The following is an 18943-nucleotide window of genomic DNA, read 5'->3' as shown; positions in this document are numbered from 1 at the left end:
AAGAGACAGTATCAGGACTGACGGGCGAATGACCACACGGCCCGCCCCCGAGCCCGACCCGGACGAAACCGCCACGGGACGGCCCCATTCGGCCGATGTGTTCGAGGGCGGTCTCACCGGGCTGGCCGGGCATCGTCCGGGTGGAGCCGCGCCGGAAGGACCGCGCGGAGACTTCGCGGTGAACGCGAGCACGGACGACGGCTCCACCGGAAAACCGGGTATTGCCGCCGAATCGAAAAGCGATGCAGCGGAAGAGGACCCGGACGCCACCCGCATGCAGCTGCGACGCGCGGGCACAGCCGCCCGGAATCGCGAGCCGGACCGTGACCCGCCCGAGCCGCAGGAAGCATCGCCCGACGCGGAGGGGGATGTCGCGGAACCCACGCGCGCCACCGGCGGTGACGACGGTCCCGGCACGGTGGCAGCACGCGACGATCAGGGGACGGCGGCGTGGACCGAGGCAGGGCAGGACGGCACGCGGCGAGCCACGTCCGAACCCACGTCCGCGCCGCTGCGCACCTCAGGGCGCAGCGTGCGCACCGCGCGGACCCGTCCTTCGGTGCGGCGACTCGGCGCGGGGCTGGTGCCGATCCCGACCGTGACGCCCGCGGACCCGCGCGACGCCGTCCTCACCGACGCGGTGGTCTCCGAGGGCAGGCGATTCTGCTGGCGCTGCGGCAAACCGGTCGGCCGGGCGACGGCGACCCGGCCCGCGACCACGGCGGGCGCCTGCGCGACCTGCGACTCGCCCTTCGACTTCCGCCCCACCCTGCATCCCGGCGACATGGTGGCGGGACAGTACGAGATCCAAGGTTGCATCGCCCACGGCGGACTCGGCTGGATCTACCTGGCGATCGACCGCAACGTCAGCGACCGCTGGGTCGTACTCAAGGGCCTGCTGCACGCCGGCGACGCCGAAGCGCAGGCGGTCGCCATGGCCGAGCGCCAATTCCTCGCCGAGGTGGCGCATCCCAGCATCGTCCGGATCTACAACTTCGTCGAGCACACCGGTGCGGACGGCACGCCGGTCGGCTACATCGTCATGGAGTACGTGGGCGGCCGGTCGCTGCGCGAGATCCTCGACGCCTACGACCGCCCGAAGCGCATGCCCGTCACCGAGGCGATCGCCTACCTGCTGGAAATCCTGCCCGCGCTGGACTACCTGCACTCGACCGGGCTGACCTACAACGACCTCAAGCCCGACAACATCATGGTCACCGAGGATCAGGTCAAGCTCATCGACCTCGGCGCCGTCGCCACCATCGAAGCGTACGGAAACCTGTACGGCACCAGGGGCTTCCAGGCCCCGGAGGTCGCGAGCACCGGTCCGACGGTCGCCTCGGACATCTACACCGTCGGGCGCACGCTGGCCGTGCTCACCCTCGACATGCCCGCGGAGCACGGACGTTATCTCGACGGTCTGCCCGACCCGGCGGACGAGCCGGTGCTGGCGCGCTACGAGTCCTTGCACCGTCTGCTGCTCTGTGCCACCGACCCGGATCCACAGCGCCGCTTCCCTTCCGCCCGCGCGATGTCCGCCCAGCTGTCGGGCGTGCTGCGGAAGATCCTCGCGCTGGAGACCGAGACCGAGCATCCACAGCTGTCCACCGTGTTCACGCCGCCGCGGACCGGTTTCGGCACCGAGGAGCTGATCAGTCAGACCGACGCCTACGCCGACGGGCGGCCGCGCAGCAGCTTGCTCGACGCCCTCGACGTGGTGGCGGCGTTGCCGATTCCGCTGCTGGACCCGGCCGAGCCGTCGGCGCCCCTACTCGCGGCGGCGGTGCATCCCGAGCCCGCCCACGCGCTGGAGGCACTGCGCGACGCCCGCGATCGAGCCGGCGCCGACCCCGGCAACGCCCCGGAGACGCTCGACCTGGAACTCACTCTCGCCGAGGCGCGGGTGCGGCTCGATCTGCGCGAGTCGGCCACCGTCCTGGAGCTGCTCGCGCGGCTACCGCAAAGGGAGTGGCGGGTGGGCTGGTATCGCGGCATGGCCCAATTGCTCGACCGGGAGTACGAGCGCGCTTTCACGAATTTCGATTCGGTCTTCCGGGTGCTTCCCGGCGAACTCGCTCCCCAGCTCGCACTCGCCGCCACGGCCGAACTCATTCTGCAGCATTGGGATTCGCCGGACCCCGAACAGTGGCGCGCCTACGCGGAGAAGGCGTACGAGACGGTGTGGCGCACCGACCGCACCGTGGTGAGCGCCGCCTTCGGGCTGGCCAGGCAGATGGCCGCGGACGGCCGGGTGACCCAGGCCGTCCAGGCACTGGACGCCGTGCCCGCCGCGTCGCGGCATTTCACCACCGCGCGGATGACCGCCGTGCTGCTCATGCTCACCGCCGAGCCGGTGGCCGACCTGGACGAGGCCACCCTGCACATCTCGGCGTCGCGGGTGCAGAGCCTGCCCGCGGGTGAGAGCCGTGCGGTGCAGATGCGGGTGCTGGTGCTCGGTGCGGCCTTGGCGTGGCTGCAAGCGGGCAACGTGCCCAAGCGCCCCGACGCCACACTGTTCGGCACGCCGTTCACCGAACGCGAACTGCGGGCGGGCGCCGAGGCGAATCTGCGCACCCTGGCTCGCGGGGCGCCCGATCGCAGGCATCGCTACGCGCTGGTCGACCTGGCCAATTCGCTTCGCGCGAAGACCTGGCTCTAATCGAGCCGGTCGACCACCCGCCGCGCGGCGCGGGCGATGGCGAGTTCCTCGTTCGTGGGCACCACGAGCACCGCGACCGGCGCGTCCGGCGGGGAGATCCGTCGCGCGGCCCGATCGTGCGCGGTGTTGGCCGCCGGGTCGACTTCGATGCCGAACCGGGACAGACCGGCCAGGGCGTCGGCGCGCACCTGCGGGCTGTTCTCCCCGACCCCGGCGGTGAAGGTGATCGCGTCGACGCCGCCGAGGTCGACCAGATACGCCCCGAGATAGCGGCGCAGCCGATGGACGTACACCTCGTAGGCCAGCCGGGCCGCCTCGTCCCCGCTGTCGATGAGACGCCGCAGTTCACGGAAATCGTTCACCCCGGACAGGCCCTTGATGCCGGAATCCCGGTTGAGCAGGGTGTCGATCTGATCGATGTCCAGGTGCGCGGACCGCGCGAGATGCGCGACGATGCCGGGATCGAGATCACCCGGCCTGGTGCCCATCACCAGCCCTTCCAGCGGGGTCAGGCCCATGCTGGTGTCCACAGGACGCCCACCGCGGATGGCCGAAGCCGACGCGCCGTTGCCGAGGTGGAAGACGATCTGGTTCAGCTCGGCCGGATCGCGTCCGAGCAGCTCCGCCACGCGACCGGACACGTATTCGTGTGAGGTCCCGTGGAAGCCGTACTTGCGGATGCCGTGCGCGGCGGCCACTTTGGCATCGATGGCGTAGGTCTTCGCGGCGGCGGGCAAGCCGTGGAAGAACGCCGTGTCGAACACGGCGACCTGCGGCACGCCCGGCAACAGCGCACGCGCGCTCTCGATTCCGGCGAGGTTGGCCGGATTGTGCAGCGGCGCCAGTGCGGCGAGATCGGCGATCGCGGCGACCACGTCGTCATCGATCAGCGTGGGCCGGTAGAACACCTCACCGCCGTGCACCACCCGGTGCCCGACCGCGCGCACGCCTTCTTGTTCCAGATCGTGGCCCGTCGCGGCGAACGTCTCGAAGACCAGGCGCAGGCCCGCGGTGTGGTCGGCGATCGCCGCCCGGCGCTCGGTGGACGAGCCTTCGGCGCGATGCTCGATCGCACTGTCGTCCTCGCCGATGCGCTCCACGATCCCGGACGCGGCGACCACGCTCGACTCCGGATCCAGGAGTTGGTATTTGATCGACGACGAGCCGGAGTTGATCACCAGCACGCGGTTGTCCGCCGCCTTACCCATCACGCCTCCAACGCTTCACGAGTCAACCGCGACCATGCCGCGGGCGCGCTGCCCACCCATCCGGTGCGGTGAGGCGACACGCACTGATCCCTCATCACGCCTCCTGCGTTTCGCTCGGCAACCACCGATCCTCGCGCGCCGCGAACGCGCCGCGGCGGTCCGGGCGCATCAGCTCTCCTGCGCTTGGATCGCGGTGATCGCCACGGTGTTGACGATGTCGGCCACCAGCGCGCCACGGGAAAGATCGTTGACCGGCTTGCGCAAACCTTGCAGCACCGGTCCGATGGCGATCGCGCCCGCGCTGCGCTGCACCGCCTTATAGGTGTTGTTGCCGGTATTGAGATCGGGAAACACGAACACGGTCGCGCGCCCGGCGACCTTCGAATCGGGCAGCTTGGCATCGGCGACGGTTGGTTCGATCGCGGCGTCGTATTGGATCGGCCCCTCCACCGGCAGCTCCGGCGCGCGCTCACGCACCAGCTTGGTCGCGACGCGCACCTTGTCCACGTCGGCGCCACTGCCCGATTCCCCGGTCGAATACGACAGCATCGCGACCCGGGGTTCGATACCGAAGCGGTCGGCGGTCGCCGCGGAGGAGACCGCGATGTCGGCCAGTTGCTGTGCGCTCGGGTCCGGCACGACCGCGCAATCGCCGTACGCGAGCACCCGGTCGGCCAGGCACATGAGGAACACACTGGAGACGGTGGAAACCCCCGGCACCGTCTTGATGATCTCCAGCGACGGCCGGATGGTGTGCGCCGTGGTGTGCGCCGCGCCGGAGACCATGCCGTCGGCGATCCCCTGGTAGACCATCATGGTGCCGAAATACGAGATGTCGGCGACCGTCTCGCGGGCCCGCTCGAGCGTCATGCCCTTGTGTTTGCGCAGTTCGGCGTATTCGGCGGCGAACTCGTCCAGGTAGCCGGAGCTGCGCGGGTCGAGCACCTCGGCGGCGGAGATGTCCACCCCGAGTTCGGCGGCGCGGGCGCGCACGGTGCCCTCGTCGCCGAGAATGACCAGGTCGGCGATCTTGCGCTGGAGCACCCGCCCCGCCGCGCGCAGGATGCGGTCGTCGTCGCCTTCGGGCAGCACGATGCGCTTGCGATCGGCTCGCGCGCGCTCGATGAGCTGGTACTCGAACATCTGGGGCGTCACCACCGAGCTGGGCGGCACGTCGATGCGCCGCAACAGCTCTACCGCGTCGACATGTTCCTCCATCAAGGCCAGAGCCGTGTCGACCTTGCGCGGGTTGCCCGCGGACATCCGGCCGCGGGTGCGGTAGGCCGCGCCCGCCGTGTCGTAGGTGCCCAGGTCGGTGGTGAGAATCGGCAGCTTGGGCTTGAGGCCGGTCATCAGCCGCGCCACCGCGGGATGCGGCAGCAGGCCGCCGTTCATGATGATGCCCGACAGCGAAGGAAACCCTTCCGCCTCATGCGCGTTGACGACACTGAGCAGGACGTCGGACCGATCGCCCGGCGCGATCACGACGACGCCCTCGACCAGGCGTTCCAGGATGTGCTCGGCCGTCATGCCGCCGACCATGATCTTCAGCGCCTCGCGGTGCAGCAATTCCGGGTCGCCGCTGTACATCTCGCCGCCCACGGCCGTGCACAGCTCGGCCATGGTGGGCGCGATCAGCAACGGCACTTCGGGCAACGTCCACGAAGGGACGCCGAAATCGCGCAGCGCCGCGCAGACCTCGTCCGGCTGCTCCGCGTCGCAACGATTGGCGATGATGGCGACCAGCTGCGCGTGCTCGTGCGCCAGTTCCGACGCGCACAATTCGGCCAGCTGCCGCACCTCCTCGGGCGTGCGTCCCGCGCCGCGGACCACCAGCAGCACCGGGGCGCCCAAGTTGACCGCGATCCGCGCGTTGAAGCGCAGCTCGCTGGGGCTGGCCACGTCGGTGTAGTCGCTGCCGACCACGACCACGGCGTCGCACAACTTCGCGACCTCGTGGTAGCGCAGCACGATCTCGCTGATCGCGGCGTCCGGGTCGGCGTGCACCTGCTCGTAGGTGGTGCCGATGGCCTGCGCGTAGTCGATGTCCGCCGTACTGTGCTCGAGCAGCAACTCGAGGATGTAGTCGGGTTCGGTGGTCGAGCGCGTGATCGGGCGGAACACCCCGACCCGCGCGGTCGTCGCGCACAGCATCTGCAGTACCCCGAGGGCCACCGTCGACTTGCCGGTGTCGCCTTCGGGCGAGGCGATGTACACGGCGGATGGAGCGTTGTCGGCCATGCCCGAGAGCTTAGTGAACCAGCGGCAACCGGGCCCGCCGCGCGACGGTCGTCACTCGCTGCACACAGCGCACGGCCGGTCGTGCGGCACCGTGCCGTCGCACCTCACGACACCGAGGTGCCACGCGATGGCGACGGGCCGCGCAGAGTCGACGGGGCCACGCCATGGCGGCGGCTCGCCACAGCGCGAAGTCGCCGTGACCGCTCGCCCGCGCCGCTATAGTCCGGGCATGGCTGAGCATTTCCCGGATCGGCAGTGGGGCTCGCGCACCACCCTGTTCGCCCGCACGGCAAGTAGATTCGCGGCGACCAAGATCGGCTCCCGGCTCGTCCGCGCCATCACGCCGCTGGACCGGGCGGTCCTGGAACGCACCGACGCGAAGTACACCTTGCTCGGCCCGATCGGCGCGCCGGTCATCTTGCTCACCACCATCGGACGCAAATCCGGCCAACCGCGCACCCAGCCCCTGCTGTACGTGCACGACGGGGACACCCTCTACGTGATCGGCAGCAATTTCGGTCAAGCGCACCACCCGGCCTGGACCGCGAATCTGCTGGCGAACCCGGCGGCGACCGTCGCCATCGCAGGCGAACGCATCCAGGTGACCGCCACCCCCGTCGAAGACCCCGACAAGGACGCGATCTTCCAACGCTTCGTCGACATCACCGGCGCCTACGCCGCCTACCGCACCCGCACCACCCGCGACCTGCGCATCTTCGCCCTCCGCCGGGCGTGACCCACGAGCGGCACACCACGGCATCGGCCGGGAAGACCCCTGGCGTGGTGTGCCACCGGTGAACGTCAGGACAGGGCGCGCAGGCGGGGGGCCAGGTCGCGCTGGAAGAGGTCGAGGAAGCGGCGCTGGTCGTGGCCGGGGGCGTGGAAGACGAAGTGGTTGAGGCCGGCGTCGAGGTAGGGCTTGATCTGCTCGACCGCTTGGTCGGGATCGCTGGCGACGATCCAGCGCTTGGCGATCTGTTCGATCGGCAGCGCGTCGGCGGCGGCTTCCATCTCGATCGGGTCGGTGATGCTGTGCTTCTGCTCCGCGGTGAGCGAGAGCGGGGCCCAGAACCGGGTGTTCTCCCTGGCCAGTTCCGGATCGGTGTCGTAGGAGAGCTTGATCTCGATCATCCGGTCGATGTCGTCGACGCTGCGCCCGGCCTTCGCCGCGCCTTCGGCGACGGCGGGCATCAGCTTCTCGGTGTAGAGGTCCATGCCTTTGCCCGAGGTGCAGATGAACCCGTCACCCGCGCGGCCCGCGTACCGCGCGACCAACGGACCGCCCGCGGCGACGTAGACCGGGATGCCGCCCTTGGGCACGTCGTAGATGGAGGCGCCGACGGTCTTGTAGTACTGGCCGTCGAAGTCGACGCGGTCACCGGTCCACAGGGCGCGCATCAGGTCGACGGCCTCGCGCAGGCGCGCGAAACGCTCCTTGAATTCGGGCCATTCGCCGGTGTACCCGGTGGCGATCTCGTTGAGCGCCTCACCGGTGCCGACCCCGAGCATGACGCGGTCCGGGTACAGGCAGCCCATGGTGGCGAACGCCTGCGCGATCACCGCGGGGTTGTAGCGGAAGGTCGGGGTGAGCACGGAGGTGCCGAGCTGGATGCGCTCGGTGCGCTCGCCGACCGCGGCCAGCCAGGCCAGCGAGAACGGCGCGTGCCCGCCCTTGTGCCGCCACGGCTGGAAGTGGTCGCTCACGGTGGCGCTGTCGAGGCCGTGTTCCTCGGCCAGCACCGCGATCTCGACGAGTTCACGGGGACCGAACTGCTCCGCCGATGCCTTGTATCCGAGCTTGAGTTCGCTCATCTGCCACGCTCCTCGCGTTTCGTTTCGCCGCCATCGCGATCCGTCCTCGACAGTAGCCAACGCTGTCGCCCGCCACGCCGACGGCCCGGCGCGGATGAGCGATAGCGGATAATGACCGCGTGACCGCACACGACGAGCCGATCCTGTCCTACTTGACCGATATGGACGGCGTGCTGGTGCACGAGGACCACCTCATCCCGGGCGCCGACAAATTCCTCGCCGAACTGCGCGCCAACGACACACCGTTCCTCGTGCTGACGAACAATTCGATCCGCACTCCCCGCGATCTGCAGGCGCGGCTGCGCCACACCGGACTCGACATCCCGGAAGAGGCCATCTGGACCTCCGCGCTGGCCACCGCCACCTTCCTCGATGACCAGCGACCCAACGGAACCGCTTACGTGGTGGGCGAATCCGGGCTCACGACCGCACTGCACGAGATCGGTTACGTGCTCACCGACAGCGACCCGGACTACGTCGTCCTCGGCGAGACCCGCACGTACTCCTTCGAGGCGATCACCACCGCGATCCGGCTGGTCGAGCGCGGCGCCCGTTTCATCGCGACCAACCCCGACCCGACCGGCCCGTCCCGGGACGGCTCGCTGCCCGCGACCGGCTCGGTGGCCGCGCTGATCACCCGCGCCACCGGCCGCGACCCGTACTACGTCGGCAAGCCCAACCCGCTGATGATGCGCTCGGCGCTGCGCCGCATCGGCGCCCATTCCCAGTCGACGGTGATGATCGGCGACCGGATGGACACCGACGTCATCTCCGGCCTGGAAGCGGGCATGCGCACCATCCTGGTCACGTCCGGCATCTCCACCCGCGCGTCTTTCGAGGCCTACCCCTACCGCCCGACCATGGTCGTGGACTCGGTCGCCGACCTGATCGGCAAGACCGAGTCCCCGTTCACCGACTGATCGGCCGGCCCGCGATCGCGTCCAGCGCGGCGGCCAGCGAGGTGAGCACTTCCACGGTGAGCGCGAGCTGCTCGAGGCCGAGCTCCTCCACCAGCCGTTCGGACATCACCTTGTGCTGCGGGTCGATGCGGCGCACCGCGGCCAGGCCCGCGTCGGTGACTGCGACGAGTTTCGCTCGGCGGTGCGCGGGGTTGGGACGGTATTCGGCGAGTCCCTTGTCCACCAGCAGATCCGCGATGCGCTGCACGCTCTGGCGCGTGATGCCCATTTCGCGAGCGATCCCGGCGACGGGCAACGGCGCCCGCAACACCGCCCCGAGCACCTGCCACCAAGCGGCGGTCAGACCCGCCGGTCGCGCCAGTTCCTCGGCCACCGCGAGGAACTGGCCGTTCAAACGGAACGACGTGATCGCCGCCGTGGCGAACAGCTCCTGTTCGCCGGTCATGCCGCACCTCCCGAGGCTCGCGTCGGTGATCCGGCCGGCCGGATCACCGACGATTCTCGCTCACGCATGCTGCGCGTCGTACTCCGCGAGCACTTCCCATCCGGCCGGGTCGGCGTGCGCGAACAGCCGGTACCAGCCCGCAAGCACGTGCGGCTCGTACACCCCGAGCTTGCCGAGCACCTCGCGCGCGAATTCGAACGGCGCGCTCGCACTGGCGGTGATCACGTCACCGTCGGTGACGGCAGGCGCGTCGAGGTAGTGCTCGGCACCCGAATATCCGCTGTAGAGCAGGAATTCCGCCACATTGCTGGTGTGCTTGCGCGTGTCCAGCAGCCCCGCCTTGGCCAGACCGAACGTCGCGCCGCAGATCGCGGCGACCGGGACACCGGCCGCCACGAACTCGCGAGCCTTGTGCGTGAACGGATCCAGTTCGGTCCCCTCCCAGGTCTGCGCCCCCGGCAGGATCAGCATCGCGCTGTCGGCGGGCGTGAGATCGGCGAGCACGACGTCCGGCACGATGCGCATCCCGCCCATCGTGGTGATCGGCTCCGCGCTCGGACCGACCGTCTTCACCTGCCACGTTCCCGGCTCCCGATGCCAGCTCGGCTTGTTGATGTGCGCGGTGGCCGCGCCCACCTCCCAGTCGGCGAGCGTGTCGTAAACGGCCATGTGCACTGTCTTCGTTGCCATGACAGTATGCTGTCATATTTGACAGCATACTGTCAATACCGCGCCGAGCCGGAAGCAGGACGACATGGTGCGGCGGAACTACCCTTGGGGCATGCGGATTTCGGTTGCGGCGGACGAGCGGGTCGGTGTGGCCGAGGAACTGCTCGGCGAGCTGGGCAAACGCGGACACGAGATCGTGCTGCACGGCGCGCTGTCCGACGAGGAACGCGACGACTGGGCGTGGGCCAGCGCGGCGGCCGCCCGTGACGTCGCCTCCGGTCACGCCGACCAGGCGATCGTCTGCTGCTGGACCGGCACCGGCGCCTCGATCGCGGCCAACAAGGTCCCCGGCGTGCGCGCGGCCCTCTGCGCGGACGCCTCGACCGCGGCGGGCGCCCGCACCTGGAACGACGCCAACGTCCTGGCCCTGAGCCTGCGCTCGACCTCCAGCGCGGAACTACGCGAGATCCTCGACGCCTGGTTCAGCACCGAACCGAGCTCGGCCCCGGACGACCAGGCGAACATCGCCCATCTCACCGACATCGAACGCGCCGCCGACGCCTGACCGAGCCGCCGGACGCTCCGCGTCCACGGCATGTGCAGCGCGACCGGCCCGCCTGCGCTAGCGACGAAACCCGGCGATACGGTCGAGGCATGGTCGTGCAGAGCCCCGGCGGCACGTTCGGGAACTATTCTCTCGAACGCTTGCTGGGTCGCGGCGGCATGGGCGAGGTGTGGTTGGCACACGACCACGCCGGGCGCGCCGTAGCACTCAAGGTGCTGTCCGCGGCGTACACCGCCGATTCGCTGTATCGACAGCGCTTCGAGCGCGAAGCGCGGTTGGGCGCCCGGGTACGCAACCCGCACATCGTGCCTATCCACGCCTTCGGCGAGGTCGACGGCCACCTGTTCTTGGAGATGGCCTATATCGAGGGCGTCGACCTCGGCACACGCCTGAAATCGGGCGCGCTGCCACCGGATCGGGCCGTCGACGTCATCGTCCAGGCCGCCGAGGCGCTGGACGCCGCGCACGCGGCCGGACTCGTGCACCGCGATGTGAAGCCGGGCAACATCCTCCTGCACACCAGCGGTTTCGTGTATCTGATCGACTTCGGTATCGCCCGTGCCACCGACAGCACCGCGCTCACCGCTACCGGGCTGGTGGTCGGCACGCTGGGGTACATGGCGCCGGAGCGATTCACCGGCACGGTCGACGCCCGGTCCGATGTCTATTCGCTGGCCTGCGTGCTCTACGAAACCCTCACCGGAAAACCGCCCTATGGCGAAGGCGATCCGGCTCAGCAGATGCACGCGCACCTGACGAGCGAACCGCCGCGTGCCGCGCGGGCTGCCCGCGACGTCCCGGCCGCACTCGACGCCGTCGTAGCCCGGGGGATGGCCAAGGAGCCGGACGCGCGCTATAGCAGCGCGGGGAATTTCGCCGCGGCGGCCTCGGCTGCCCTGGCCCGGTCGGCACCTGCGCTACCGCCCCCGCCTGTCACGCGTCCCACGGCACCGGCCGGCCACCCGGCTACTCGGATGCTGACGGCCGCCACCCCGACGCCCCCGACGGCCGAGGTTCGCTCAGCCGCTCCGGCCGGGCAACGCGATCATCGATTGCGCCGGTGGATACCCGTCGCCGCCGGAGCCGCGCTCGTCGCCGCGGTGGGGGTGTGGCTGCTCGGAAGCGGCATCGACTTCGGTTCCGCACCTGATGCGGGGCCGACGAGCAGCGAAGCCGCCACGTCGACCGATGCTTCGCTGCCCTCGACCGGCGGGCAGGCCGCGAATCCGGGTCCTGCCGTGCGCGACGGAAACTTCGCTTTCACCGTGACCGGCGTGGCCTCCGACGCGACAACCGCGGCCGATTCCCACACGATCGTGACACTGACTGTCACCAACGTGTCCGACCGCGAACAGACCCTTGTCGTAGCCGATCAACGGCCGGTGACCACCGGCGGCCGCTCCGTCCCACCCGACGCGGCGGTCACCGCCGAACTCAACTCGCCCGGCGACGACTCCGCGCGCTTGGCTCCCGGCCGCGCCAGCACGATCCGGCTGGCCTTCGACCTGCCCGGCAAGCACAAGAACGGCAAGAAGAACGACAAGAAAGACGACGTCGCGAGCCACTTGATCCTGCACGGCGCACCGTCGTCACCCGGCGTCACCGTGCGGATCGGCTGACCGATCGCGCGACGGTTCCGCGGTCAGGAAAGGGCGTGGTCGAGGTCGTCGAGGAGGTCTTCGACGTCTTCCAGGCCCACCGAGATGCGCACGACGCCGTCGGTCAGGCCGATGGTGGCCCTGCCCTCGGGGCCCATGGCGCGGTGGGTGGTGGTGGCCGGGTGCGTGATCAAGGACTTCGCGTCACCGAGGTTGTTGGAGATGTCGACGATGCGCAACCGGTTGAGTACCTCGAAAGCGCGCTTCTTCGCCTCGTTCTCGGTGGCGTTCAGCTCGAAGGTGACCACAGTGCCGCCCCCGCTCATCTGACCGGTGGCCAGCGCGTGCTGCGGATGGGATTCCAGGAACGGGTATCGGACCCAGCTGACGGCCGGGTTGCCCTCCAGGAAGCGGGCGATGCGCAGGGCGGACTCCGTGGAATGGCGCACCCGCAGCGGCATCGTCTCCAGACCCTTGAGCAGCGTCCACGCGTTGAACGGGCTCAGCGCCGGACCGGTATGACGCATCAGCGTCTTCACCGGGCCGTCGATGTAGTCCTGGTCGCCGAGAATCGCGCCGCCCAGCACGCGGCCCTGCCCATCGATGTGCTTGGTGCCCGAGTAGACCACCACATCGGCGCCGAGCTCGAAGCCGCGTTGCAGCAGCGGAGTGGCGAACACGTTGTCCAGCACGACTTTCGCGCCCGCCGCGTGCGCCAGCTCGGTCACCCGGCGCACGTCGACCAAGGTCTGCATCGGGTTGGCGGGCGTCTCGAAGAACACCGCCTGGGTCGGCGTCGAAAGCGCCTGCTCCCACTGGTCGAGGTCCTCGCCGTCGACGAAGACGGTCTCCACGCCCCAGCGGGGCAGGATCTCGTTGCACACCACGAAGCACGAGCCGAACAGGCTGCGCGCGGCGACGAGCCGGTCGCCCGCGCTCAGCAGCGCGCCCAGCGCGGTGAACACCGCGGACATGCCGCTCGCGGTCGCGAAGCACGCTTCGGCGCCGTCGAGCAGGCGCATCCGCTCCTCGAACATGGCCACGGTCGGGTTGCCGTAGCGGGAGTAGACGAAGTGCTCGACCTCGCCGGTGAACGCGGCCTCGGCGGCCTCGGCGCTCTCGTAGACGAAGCCGGAGGTCAGATAGAGCGCCTCGGCGGTCTCCTCGAAGCCGGAGCGCCGCAGTCCGCCGCGCACGCCCAGCGTCGCGGGACCGACGCCGTCGGGCAGCGGCTTGTCGAACGCACCGCCGGTGATCACGACTGCCGCCAGGGCAGTCCGAGGGCGCGCCAGCCCGCGCCGCCGCGATGCCCGAATTCGTCGAGCGGGCCTTCGAAGCCCTCGAGCACGTTGTAGGAGGTGCGGTAACCCGCCGACGTGGCGGCGATCGCCGCGCCCACCGAACGCTGACCGGAGCGACAGAGGAAGACGACGGGAGCATCGGGGTCGTGACCGTCGAGCGCCTGCTTCAACTGCTCCACGAATGCCTCGTTGCGCCCACCCGTCGAGTCGACCCACTCGATCAGCACGGTCGGCCGTTCGATCGAGCTCGTGTCGGGGACGCCGACGAACCTCCATTCCGCTTCCGTCCGCACGTCCACCAGGACGGCTTCGGGATTGTCCCGCAACAGTTCCCATGCCTGCTGCGGAGTGATGTCACCGGCATAACTCATGTGCACCTCCTGCGAATCCGCACTTGCCGCGCCCGGGACCGAGGCGCCGCCAGGTCGTCACCCGGAGCACCCCACCGCGGAGGAGGGTTGCCGACCAGTAATGCCGGGGCTTGACACTGGTTCTCATGACCTTCGACTGAGATTGCACCGACCCGGGTCACGCTGTCAAACGGTGGCGCACCCTGCGCGAACGCTCACGTGCAGACCAGCCACCTGTCACCGGACCTGGTGAGATTCCAGACCGAGGTCGCCTCCCGCCCGTCCACCTTCGTGGTCACCGTCGCCTTGCCCCGGTCGCCGTCCACCATCGGGCTGTCGATTTTCGTGATCTCGACCGGCTTTCCGGTGCCGTCCTGACCGGCCAGCGGCGAGCGGCTCGGGTCGAAACCCTGGCACGCGGTGCCCGGCGGCGGCACGGCGTCGCTGCGGTTGGCGGCGTCGACGAAGTTGCCGATCGCCGCCGTGATGCGCTCGGCTTCTGTGACATTTTTCTCAGCGGGCGAGAGCACACCGCCGAGCACGATCGCGATCAGCACGATCGCCGCCACGATCGCGGCCGCGACGAACGGGACCGCGGAGCGCTTGTCGGTCTGATCGATGCGGATGACATCGTCCTCGCCCGGGGTCGGCTGCTGCTCGCTCATGGTTCGATGATCCCTGGTGGGCGCCGGTATCCAGCGCTCGACCCCCCGCTCGGGACGACGGCGGAAACGCACCAGTCCGGGCGGCCGCGATAGGCGGCGCGGAAGCGGGTACGCGACACCTGTGACCACCGATGGCATCCGCCGAGTTCACGCACCGCCGCGGGGTGGGATCGACCATCCCGATAGAATCGCGGGACGGCGGCCTGCTGTCATAGCGAATCGGCAGCTCCACGCCGGCGAACGGAGCACCGTACAGCCACGAGCCGGCAACGCCGGCGTCCGCGCCGGAAAGGGTGCGACCGAGCCGGTGCGTCAACTTAGCCTAAGCTAAGCCAGACGTCATTAATTGTTTCGACCATAAGGGTGCGCGTAAGAGATGACCGAACAGAGTGCAGTATCGGATGGCGGTGTTCGCGAGCCCTCCGTGGGGACGCAGGCTTCCTCCTCCGGGCATGACGCGCACACCGCGAGTACCCGCCCGCTCCGCATCGCGATCGTGGGCGCCGGACCGGCCGGGATCTACGCCGCCGACGCCCTGATGAAGTCCGATGCCGAGGTGAGCATCGACCTGTACGAGCGCATGCCGGCGCCGTTCGGGCTGATCCGCTACGGCGTCGCCCCCGACCACCCGCGGATCAAGGGCATCATCACCGCCCTGCACAAGGTGCTGGACAAGCCTCAGGTGCGCCTGCTGGGCAATATCGACTACGGCACCGACATCACCCTCGACGACCTGCGGGCCTTCTACGACGCGGTGATCTTCTCCACCGGCGCCAACGCCGACCGCGCCCTGCCGATCCCCGGCATCGATCTGGACGGCTCCTACGGCGCCGCCGACTTCGTCTCCTGGTACGACGGCCACCCCGACGTGCCGCGCACCTGGCCGCTGGACGCGGAGAAGGTCGCCGTGCTCGGCGTCGGCAATGTCGCCCTCGACGTCGCCCGCGTGCTGGCCAAGACCGGCGACGAACTGCTGCCGACGGAGATCCCGCCGAACGTCTACAAGGGCCTGAAGGAGAACAAGGCCGTCGAGGTCCACGTCTTCGGCCGCCGTGGCCCCGCGCAAGCCAAGTTCACTCCGCTGGAGCTGCGCGAACTCGACCACTCGCCCACCATCGAGGTCATCGTCGACCCCGAGGACATCGACTACGACGAGGGCTCCGAAGCCGCGCGCCGCCACTCCAAGCAGGTCGACATGGTCGCCAACACCCTCGAGCAGTGGGCCATCCGCGACGCGGGCGACCGGCCGCACAAGCTGTTCCTGCACTTCTTCGAGTCTCCCGCCGAAGTGCTCGGCGAGAACGGCAAGGTGGTCGGTCTGCGCACCGAGCGCACCCAGCTCGACGGCACAGGCAACGTCAAGGGCACCGGCGTGTTCAAGGACTGGGACGTGCAGGCGGTGTACCGCGCCGTCGGCTACCTATCGCAGAACCTGACCAACCTGCCGTTCGATGACCAGGCGGGCACGGTGCCGAACGAAGCGGGCCGCGTGATCGCCGACGAGAACGCCGACGGCGCGGCGCGGTACATGCCCGCCACCTACGTCACCGGCTGGATCAAGCGCGGCCCCGTCGGCCTGATCGGTCACACCAAGGGCGACGCCAACGAGACGATCGCCTGCCTGCTGGACGACGCTCCCGGCTTCACCCCGGCCGAGCGGCCCGAGCCCGAGGCCGTCACCGAGTTCCTGGAGAGCAAGGGCATCCCGTTCACCACCTGGGCGGGTTGGTACCGCCTCGACGCGCACGAGCGCTCGCTCGGCGAGCCCGAGGGCCGCGAGCGGGTGAAGGTCGTGGAGCGCGAGGACATGCTGCGCGCCAGCGAACCGCACAAGGTCTGATCACCCCGCCGTGACCGACTCCGCTGCCACCGCGACACCCCCGCTGTGGCAGCGGAAAGTCCGACACTGAGGCATTCTGTACAAGTGTTCGATGCCCACCTGCACATCTTCGACCCGCGGTTCCCGCTGGCCGAGAACGAGGGCTACCTGCCCGACCCCTTCACCATCGCGGATTATCGGAAGCGCATGTCGCGATACGACATCAGCGGCGGCGCCGTGGTCAGCGGGTCGTTCCAGGGCACGGACCAGAGCTATCTGAAGGCCGCCCTCGCCGAACTCGGCGAGGGCTGGGTCGGCGTCACCCGGCTCGACCTCGACGCCACCGACGATGAGATCCTCGAGCTGGACCGGATCGGCGTGCGCGCGCTGCGCTTCAACCTCAAGCGCGCGGCCACCGATATCGCCGGGATGACGTTGCAGGCGCTGCGCGCGTACGAATTGGCCGGCTGGCACGTCGAGGTCTACATCGACGGCACGATGCTGGCTTCGCTGCAACCCGTCATCTCCAAACTGCCCGCGCTTTCGGTCGACCATCTGGGCATGTCCGCGGAGGGCGTGCCATTCCTGCTCGATCTCGTCGATCGCGGCGCCAAGGTCAAGGCAACGGGTTTCGGCCGGGTCGCGATGAACGTCGCCGACACGCTGCGCCGCATCCACGCGGTGAATCCGGAAGCCCTGATGTTCGGCACCGACCTGCCCGGCACCCGAGCCGGACGTCCGTTCCGGGACTCGGACGTCGATCTGCTGTGTGACGTGGTAGGCACCGACATGCACGCGGTGCTGGAGGACAACGCGCGCGCGTTCTATCGGCTCCCGGCGCGCGAGCGCCCCGTCAGCGAGGACGTCGCCCGCACGCTGCCGCTGTACCGCCCGGAACCGTCGACGCTGCGGCTGCGCCGCGACGAACTGCCCGGAGGCCGTGCGGGCGACACGATTCCGTTCCCCGCCATCGATCGATAGCGCTCAGACGGCGAAGACGCCGATCACCCAGACGCCGACGGCCAGCAGCGCGCCGAAGAGCTCGATCAGCATGGAAAGGCCGACGCCCTTCAACGCGTGCACCGTCGCCTGCCACGCCTGCTGGTTGACGCGCAGCCGCTGGAGTTCCGAAAGGTACACGCCGAGAACGAACCCCACGAACAGGCCGACAACCGGGATCACGAAGAAACCGACGACGCCGAGAATCGCGCCGATCAGCAGCGCGCGGTTGGCGACCCCCGCGTCCTTCATCTTGCGCCCCGGCCAGGCGTATTTGACGACCCCGGAAAGCACGAGCAGCAGCGCGCTGATCGCGAAAACCGTCCAGGCAGTGGCGCCTCCGGTCAGGAAGGCCCAGACGCCGATGGCCCCGAAGATCAGGATGACTCCCGGCAGGATCGGCACCACGATGCCGACGAGGCCGACCAGAATCGCGAGGCCGGCGAGGAGGGTGTACCACCCTTGATCAGACAGCGCTTCCACACATGCAGCCTAGAGCGGCGTGCGGACGCGGGCGAGCCGAAGCGCGCGGTGGCGCCTCCCTGTCCCGGCTTCCGCCCCGGCGTTATTGTCATACTGTCAATACACCCCTCCCGGTCGCGTCCGGGAGGACGCACCGGCCAGCGGTGCGCGCTGGATCAACGACGAACCGAGGTAGGGCGTGAGCACTCCATCCACCGCAAAGCAGGGCCCGCTCGCGGGCATCAAGGTCATCGAGCTGGCCGGGATCGGCCCCGGTCCGCACGCCGCGCTGCTGCTCGCCGATCTGGGCGCCGACGTGGTGCGGGTGCAGCGGGCGGGTCAGCTGCCCGGCGGGTTCGACCGCCCGCAGCTGCGCGGCCGGACCATCGTCGAGGCCAACCTCAAGGACCCGGCCGACATCGAGAAGGTGCTCGGTCTCGTCGAGAAGGCGGACGTGCTGATCGAGGGCTTCCGCCCCGGTGTCACCGAGCGGATGGGCCTCGGCCCGGACGACGCGCTCGCCCGCAACCCGCGCCTGGTCTACGGACGGATGACCGGCTGGGGCCAGGAAGGTCCGCTGGCCGACCGCGCCGGGCACGACATCAACTACATCTCCATCACCGGCGTGCTGCACGCCATCGGCCGCAAGGGCGAACGCCCGGTTCCGCCGCTGAACATGGTGGGCGATTTCGGCGGCGGCTCGATGTTCCTGGTGTTCGGCATCCTCGCCGCGCTGGTCGAACGGCAGCGGTCCGGCCAGGGCCAGGTGATCGACGCGGCCATGGTCGATGGCGCCCTTGCCCTTTCGCACATGATCTGGGGCATGCGCGGCGTGGGCGCTTGGTCCGACGAACGGGGCGTGAACCTGCTCGACACCGGAATGTCGTTCTACGACACCTACGAAACCGCCGACGGCAAGTACATGGCGGTCGGCGCGATCGAACCGCAGTTCTACGCGCAGTTGCTCGCCGGTCTGGAGATCGACGCGGACGGTCTGCCCTTCCAACTCGACCCCGCCGGGCAGGACACGCTGAAAAAGCTGTTCGCCGAACGTTTCCGGACCAAGACCCGGGACGAGTGGGCCGAGATCTTCGTGGGCACCGACGCGTGCGTCTCGCCCGTGCTCACCTTCGAGGAGGCGACGCGCAACGAGCACATCGCCGCGCGCGGCTCCTTGCTGGAGCTGGACAACATCACCCAGCACGCGCCCGCGCCGCGATTCTCCCGCAC

At 69.5% G+C, this 18943-nt stretch carries 17 protein-coding genes and 1 riboswitch; of the genes, 8 read left to right on the top strand and 9 right to left on the bottom strand.

All coding sequences use genetic code 11. The features are described 5' to 3' along the window. The first annotated feature begins 28 nt into the window (after positions 1 to 28). On the top strand, positions 29 to 2659 hold the full coding sequence (locus HOV91_RS33760; protein WP_246351346.1) for a tetratricopeptide repeat protein: 2631 nt from the start codon (positions 29 to 31) through the stop codon (positions 2657 to 2659). Here the strand turns inward: HOV91_RS33760 and HOV91_RS33755 are convergent. Then, the gene (locus HOV91_RS33755) at positions 2656 to 3867 is read right to left on the bottom strand and encodes an acetate kinase (RefSeq protein ID WP_174189321.1); all 1212 of its coding nucleotides are present in this window, start codon (positions 3865 to 3867) and stop codon (positions 2656 to 2658) included. The two genes, HOV91_RS33760 and HOV91_RS33755, sit on opposite strands and share 4 nt — an antisense overlap. Before the next feature lie 168 nt (positions 3868 to 4035). After that, the gene (gene pta / locus HOV91_RS33750; protein WP_174189320.1) at positions 4036 to 6108 is read right to left on the bottom strand and encodes a phosphate acetyltransferase; all 2073 of its coding nucleotides are present in this window, start codon (positions 6106 to 6108) and stop codon (positions 4036 to 4038) included. Positions 6109 to 6337: 229 nt separating this feature from the next. Between pta and HOV91_RS33745 the strand changes: the two genes are divergently transcribed. Then, on the top strand, positions 6338 to 6844 hold the full coding sequence (locus HOV91_RS33745) for a nitroreductase/quinone reductase family protein (RefSeq protein ID WP_174189319.1): 507 nt from the start codon (positions 6338 to 6340) through the stop codon (positions 6842 to 6844). Positions 6845 to 6909: 65 nt separating this feature from the next. Here HOV91_RS33745 and fgd read toward each other — a convergent pair whose 3' ends face one another. Further along, complete coding sequence (fgd, locus tag HOV91_RS33740; RefSeq protein WP_174189318.1) at positions 6910 to 7920, bottom strand: glucose-6-phosphate dehydrogenase (coenzyme-F420); 1011 nt, start codon at positions 7918 to 7920, stop codon at positions 6910 to 6912. A gap of 161 nt (positions 7921 to 8081) precedes the next feature. Between fgd and HOV91_RS33735 the strand changes: the two genes are divergently transcribed. After that, positions 8082 to 8840 (top strand): HAD-IIA family hydrolase, encoded by a 759-nt coding sequence (locus tag HOV91_RS33735; protein WP_174189324.1) that lies wholly within the window; start codon positions 8082 to 8084, stop codon positions 8838 to 8840. Here the strand turns inward: HOV91_RS33735 and HOV91_RS33730 are convergent. Next, the gene (locus HOV91_RS33730; RefSeq protein WP_174189317.1) at positions 8830 to 9285 is read right to left on the bottom strand and encodes a MarR family winged helix-turn-helix transcriptional regulator; all 456 of its coding nucleotides are present in this window, start codon (positions 9283 to 9285) and stop codon (positions 8830 to 8832) included. The two genes, HOV91_RS33735 and HOV91_RS33730, sit on opposite strands and share 11 nt — an antisense overlap. Positions 9286 to 9345: 60 nt before the next feature. Further along, positions 9346 to 9975: a type 1 glutamine amidotransferase family protein gene (locus HOV91_RS33725; protein WP_174189316.1), complete on the bottom strand. Its 630-nt coding sequence runs from the start codon at positions 9973 to 9975 to the stop codon at positions 9346 to 9348. Between the two features lie 91 nt (positions 9976 to 10066). Between HOV91_RS33725 and HOV91_RS33720 the strand changes: the two genes are divergently transcribed. Both HOV91_RS33720 and HOV91_RS33715 read left to right on the top strand, forming a co-directional pair. Continuing rightward, positions 10067 to 10519, top strand: coding sequence for an RpiB/LacA/LacB family sugar-phosphate isomerase (locus tag HOV91_RS33720; RefSeq protein ID WP_174189315.1), 453 nt, complete (start codon positions 10067 to 10069; stop codon positions 10517 to 10519). An 89-nt stretch (positions 10520 to 10608) separates the two neighbouring features. Further along, complete coding sequence (locus HOV91_RS33715) at positions 10609 to 12138, top strand: serine/threonine-protein kinase (protein WP_174189314.1); 1530 nt, start codon at positions 10609 to 10611, stop codon at positions 12136 to 12138. 23 nt (positions 12139 to 12161) lie between these two features. On the opposite strand, the gene HOV91_RS33710 is transcribed toward HOV91_RS33715, so the two are convergent. The 3 genes from HOV91_RS33710 to HOV91_RS33700 all read right to left on the bottom strand — a co-directional run bounded on the left by HOV91_RS33710 (position 12162) and on the right by HOV91_RS33700 (position 14433). Next, entirely contained in the window at positions 12162 to 13376 is a 1215-nt protein-coding gene (locus HOV91_RS33710; protein ID WP_174189313.1) for an O-succinylhomoserine sulfhydrylase, read from the bottom strand. Then, positions 13373 to 13789 (bottom strand): rhodanese-like domain-containing protein, encoded by a 417-nt coding sequence (locus HOV91_RS33705; RefSeq protein ID WP_174189312.1) that lies wholly within the window; start codon positions 13787 to 13789, stop codon positions 13373 to 13375. The genes HOV91_RS33710 and HOV91_RS33705 overlap by 4 nt, the downstream gene beginning before the upstream one ends. Positions 13790 to 13803: 14 nt before the next feature. Then, positions 13804 to 13920: riboswitch (SAM riboswitch) on the bottom strand. 63 nt (positions 13921 to 13983) lie between these two features. After that, positions 13984 to 14433 carry an Rv0361 family membrane protein gene (locus HOV91_RS33700; protein WP_174189311.1) on the bottom strand — a complete coding sequence of 150 codons (450 nt, stop codon included), beginning with the start codon at positions 14431 to 14433 and terminating at the stop codon, positions 13984 to 13986. 376 nt (positions 14434 to 14809) lie between these two features. Between HOV91_RS33700 and HOV91_RS33695 the strand changes: the two genes are divergently transcribed. Then, entirely contained in the window at positions 14810 to 16273 is a 1464-nt protein-coding gene (locus HOV91_RS33695) for an FAD-dependent oxidoreductase (RefSeq protein WP_246351344.1), read from the top strand. 84 nt (positions 16274 to 16357) lie between these two features. Continuing rightward, the gene (locus tag HOV91_RS33690) at positions 16358 to 17233 is read left to right on the top strand and encodes an amidohydrolase family protein (protein ID WP_174189310.1); all 876 of its coding nucleotides are present in this window, start codon (positions 16358 to 16360) and stop codon (positions 17231 to 17233) included. A 3-nt stretch (positions 17234 to 17236) separates the two neighbouring features. Here the strand turns inward: HOV91_RS33690 and HOV91_RS33685 are convergent, their stop codons facing one another. Continuing rightward, on the bottom strand, positions 17237 to 17734 hold the full coding sequence (locus tag HOV91_RS33685) for a DUF456 domain-containing protein (RefSeq protein WP_312884872.1): 498 nt from the start codon (positions 17732 to 17734) through the stop codon (positions 17237 to 17239). 178 nt (positions 17735 to 17912) lie between these two features. Between HOV91_RS33685 and HOV91_RS33680 the strand changes: the two genes are divergently transcribed. Further along, on the top strand, positions 17913 to 18943 hold a 1031-nt coding region (locus HOV91_RS33680; protein ID WP_174189309.1), incomplete at its 3' end, for a CaiB/BaiF CoA transferase family protein.

Origin of the sequence: Nocardia barduliensis (assembly GCF_013315795.1) — a bacterium.
Taxonomy (GTDB): domain Bacteria; phylum Actinomycetota; class Actinomycetes; order Mycobacteriales; family Mycobacteriaceae; genus Nocardia; species Nocardia barduliensis.
The sequence above is the reverse complement of the archived record's forward strand: the minus strand, read 5'-3'. Positions and strand labels throughout refer to the sequence as shown.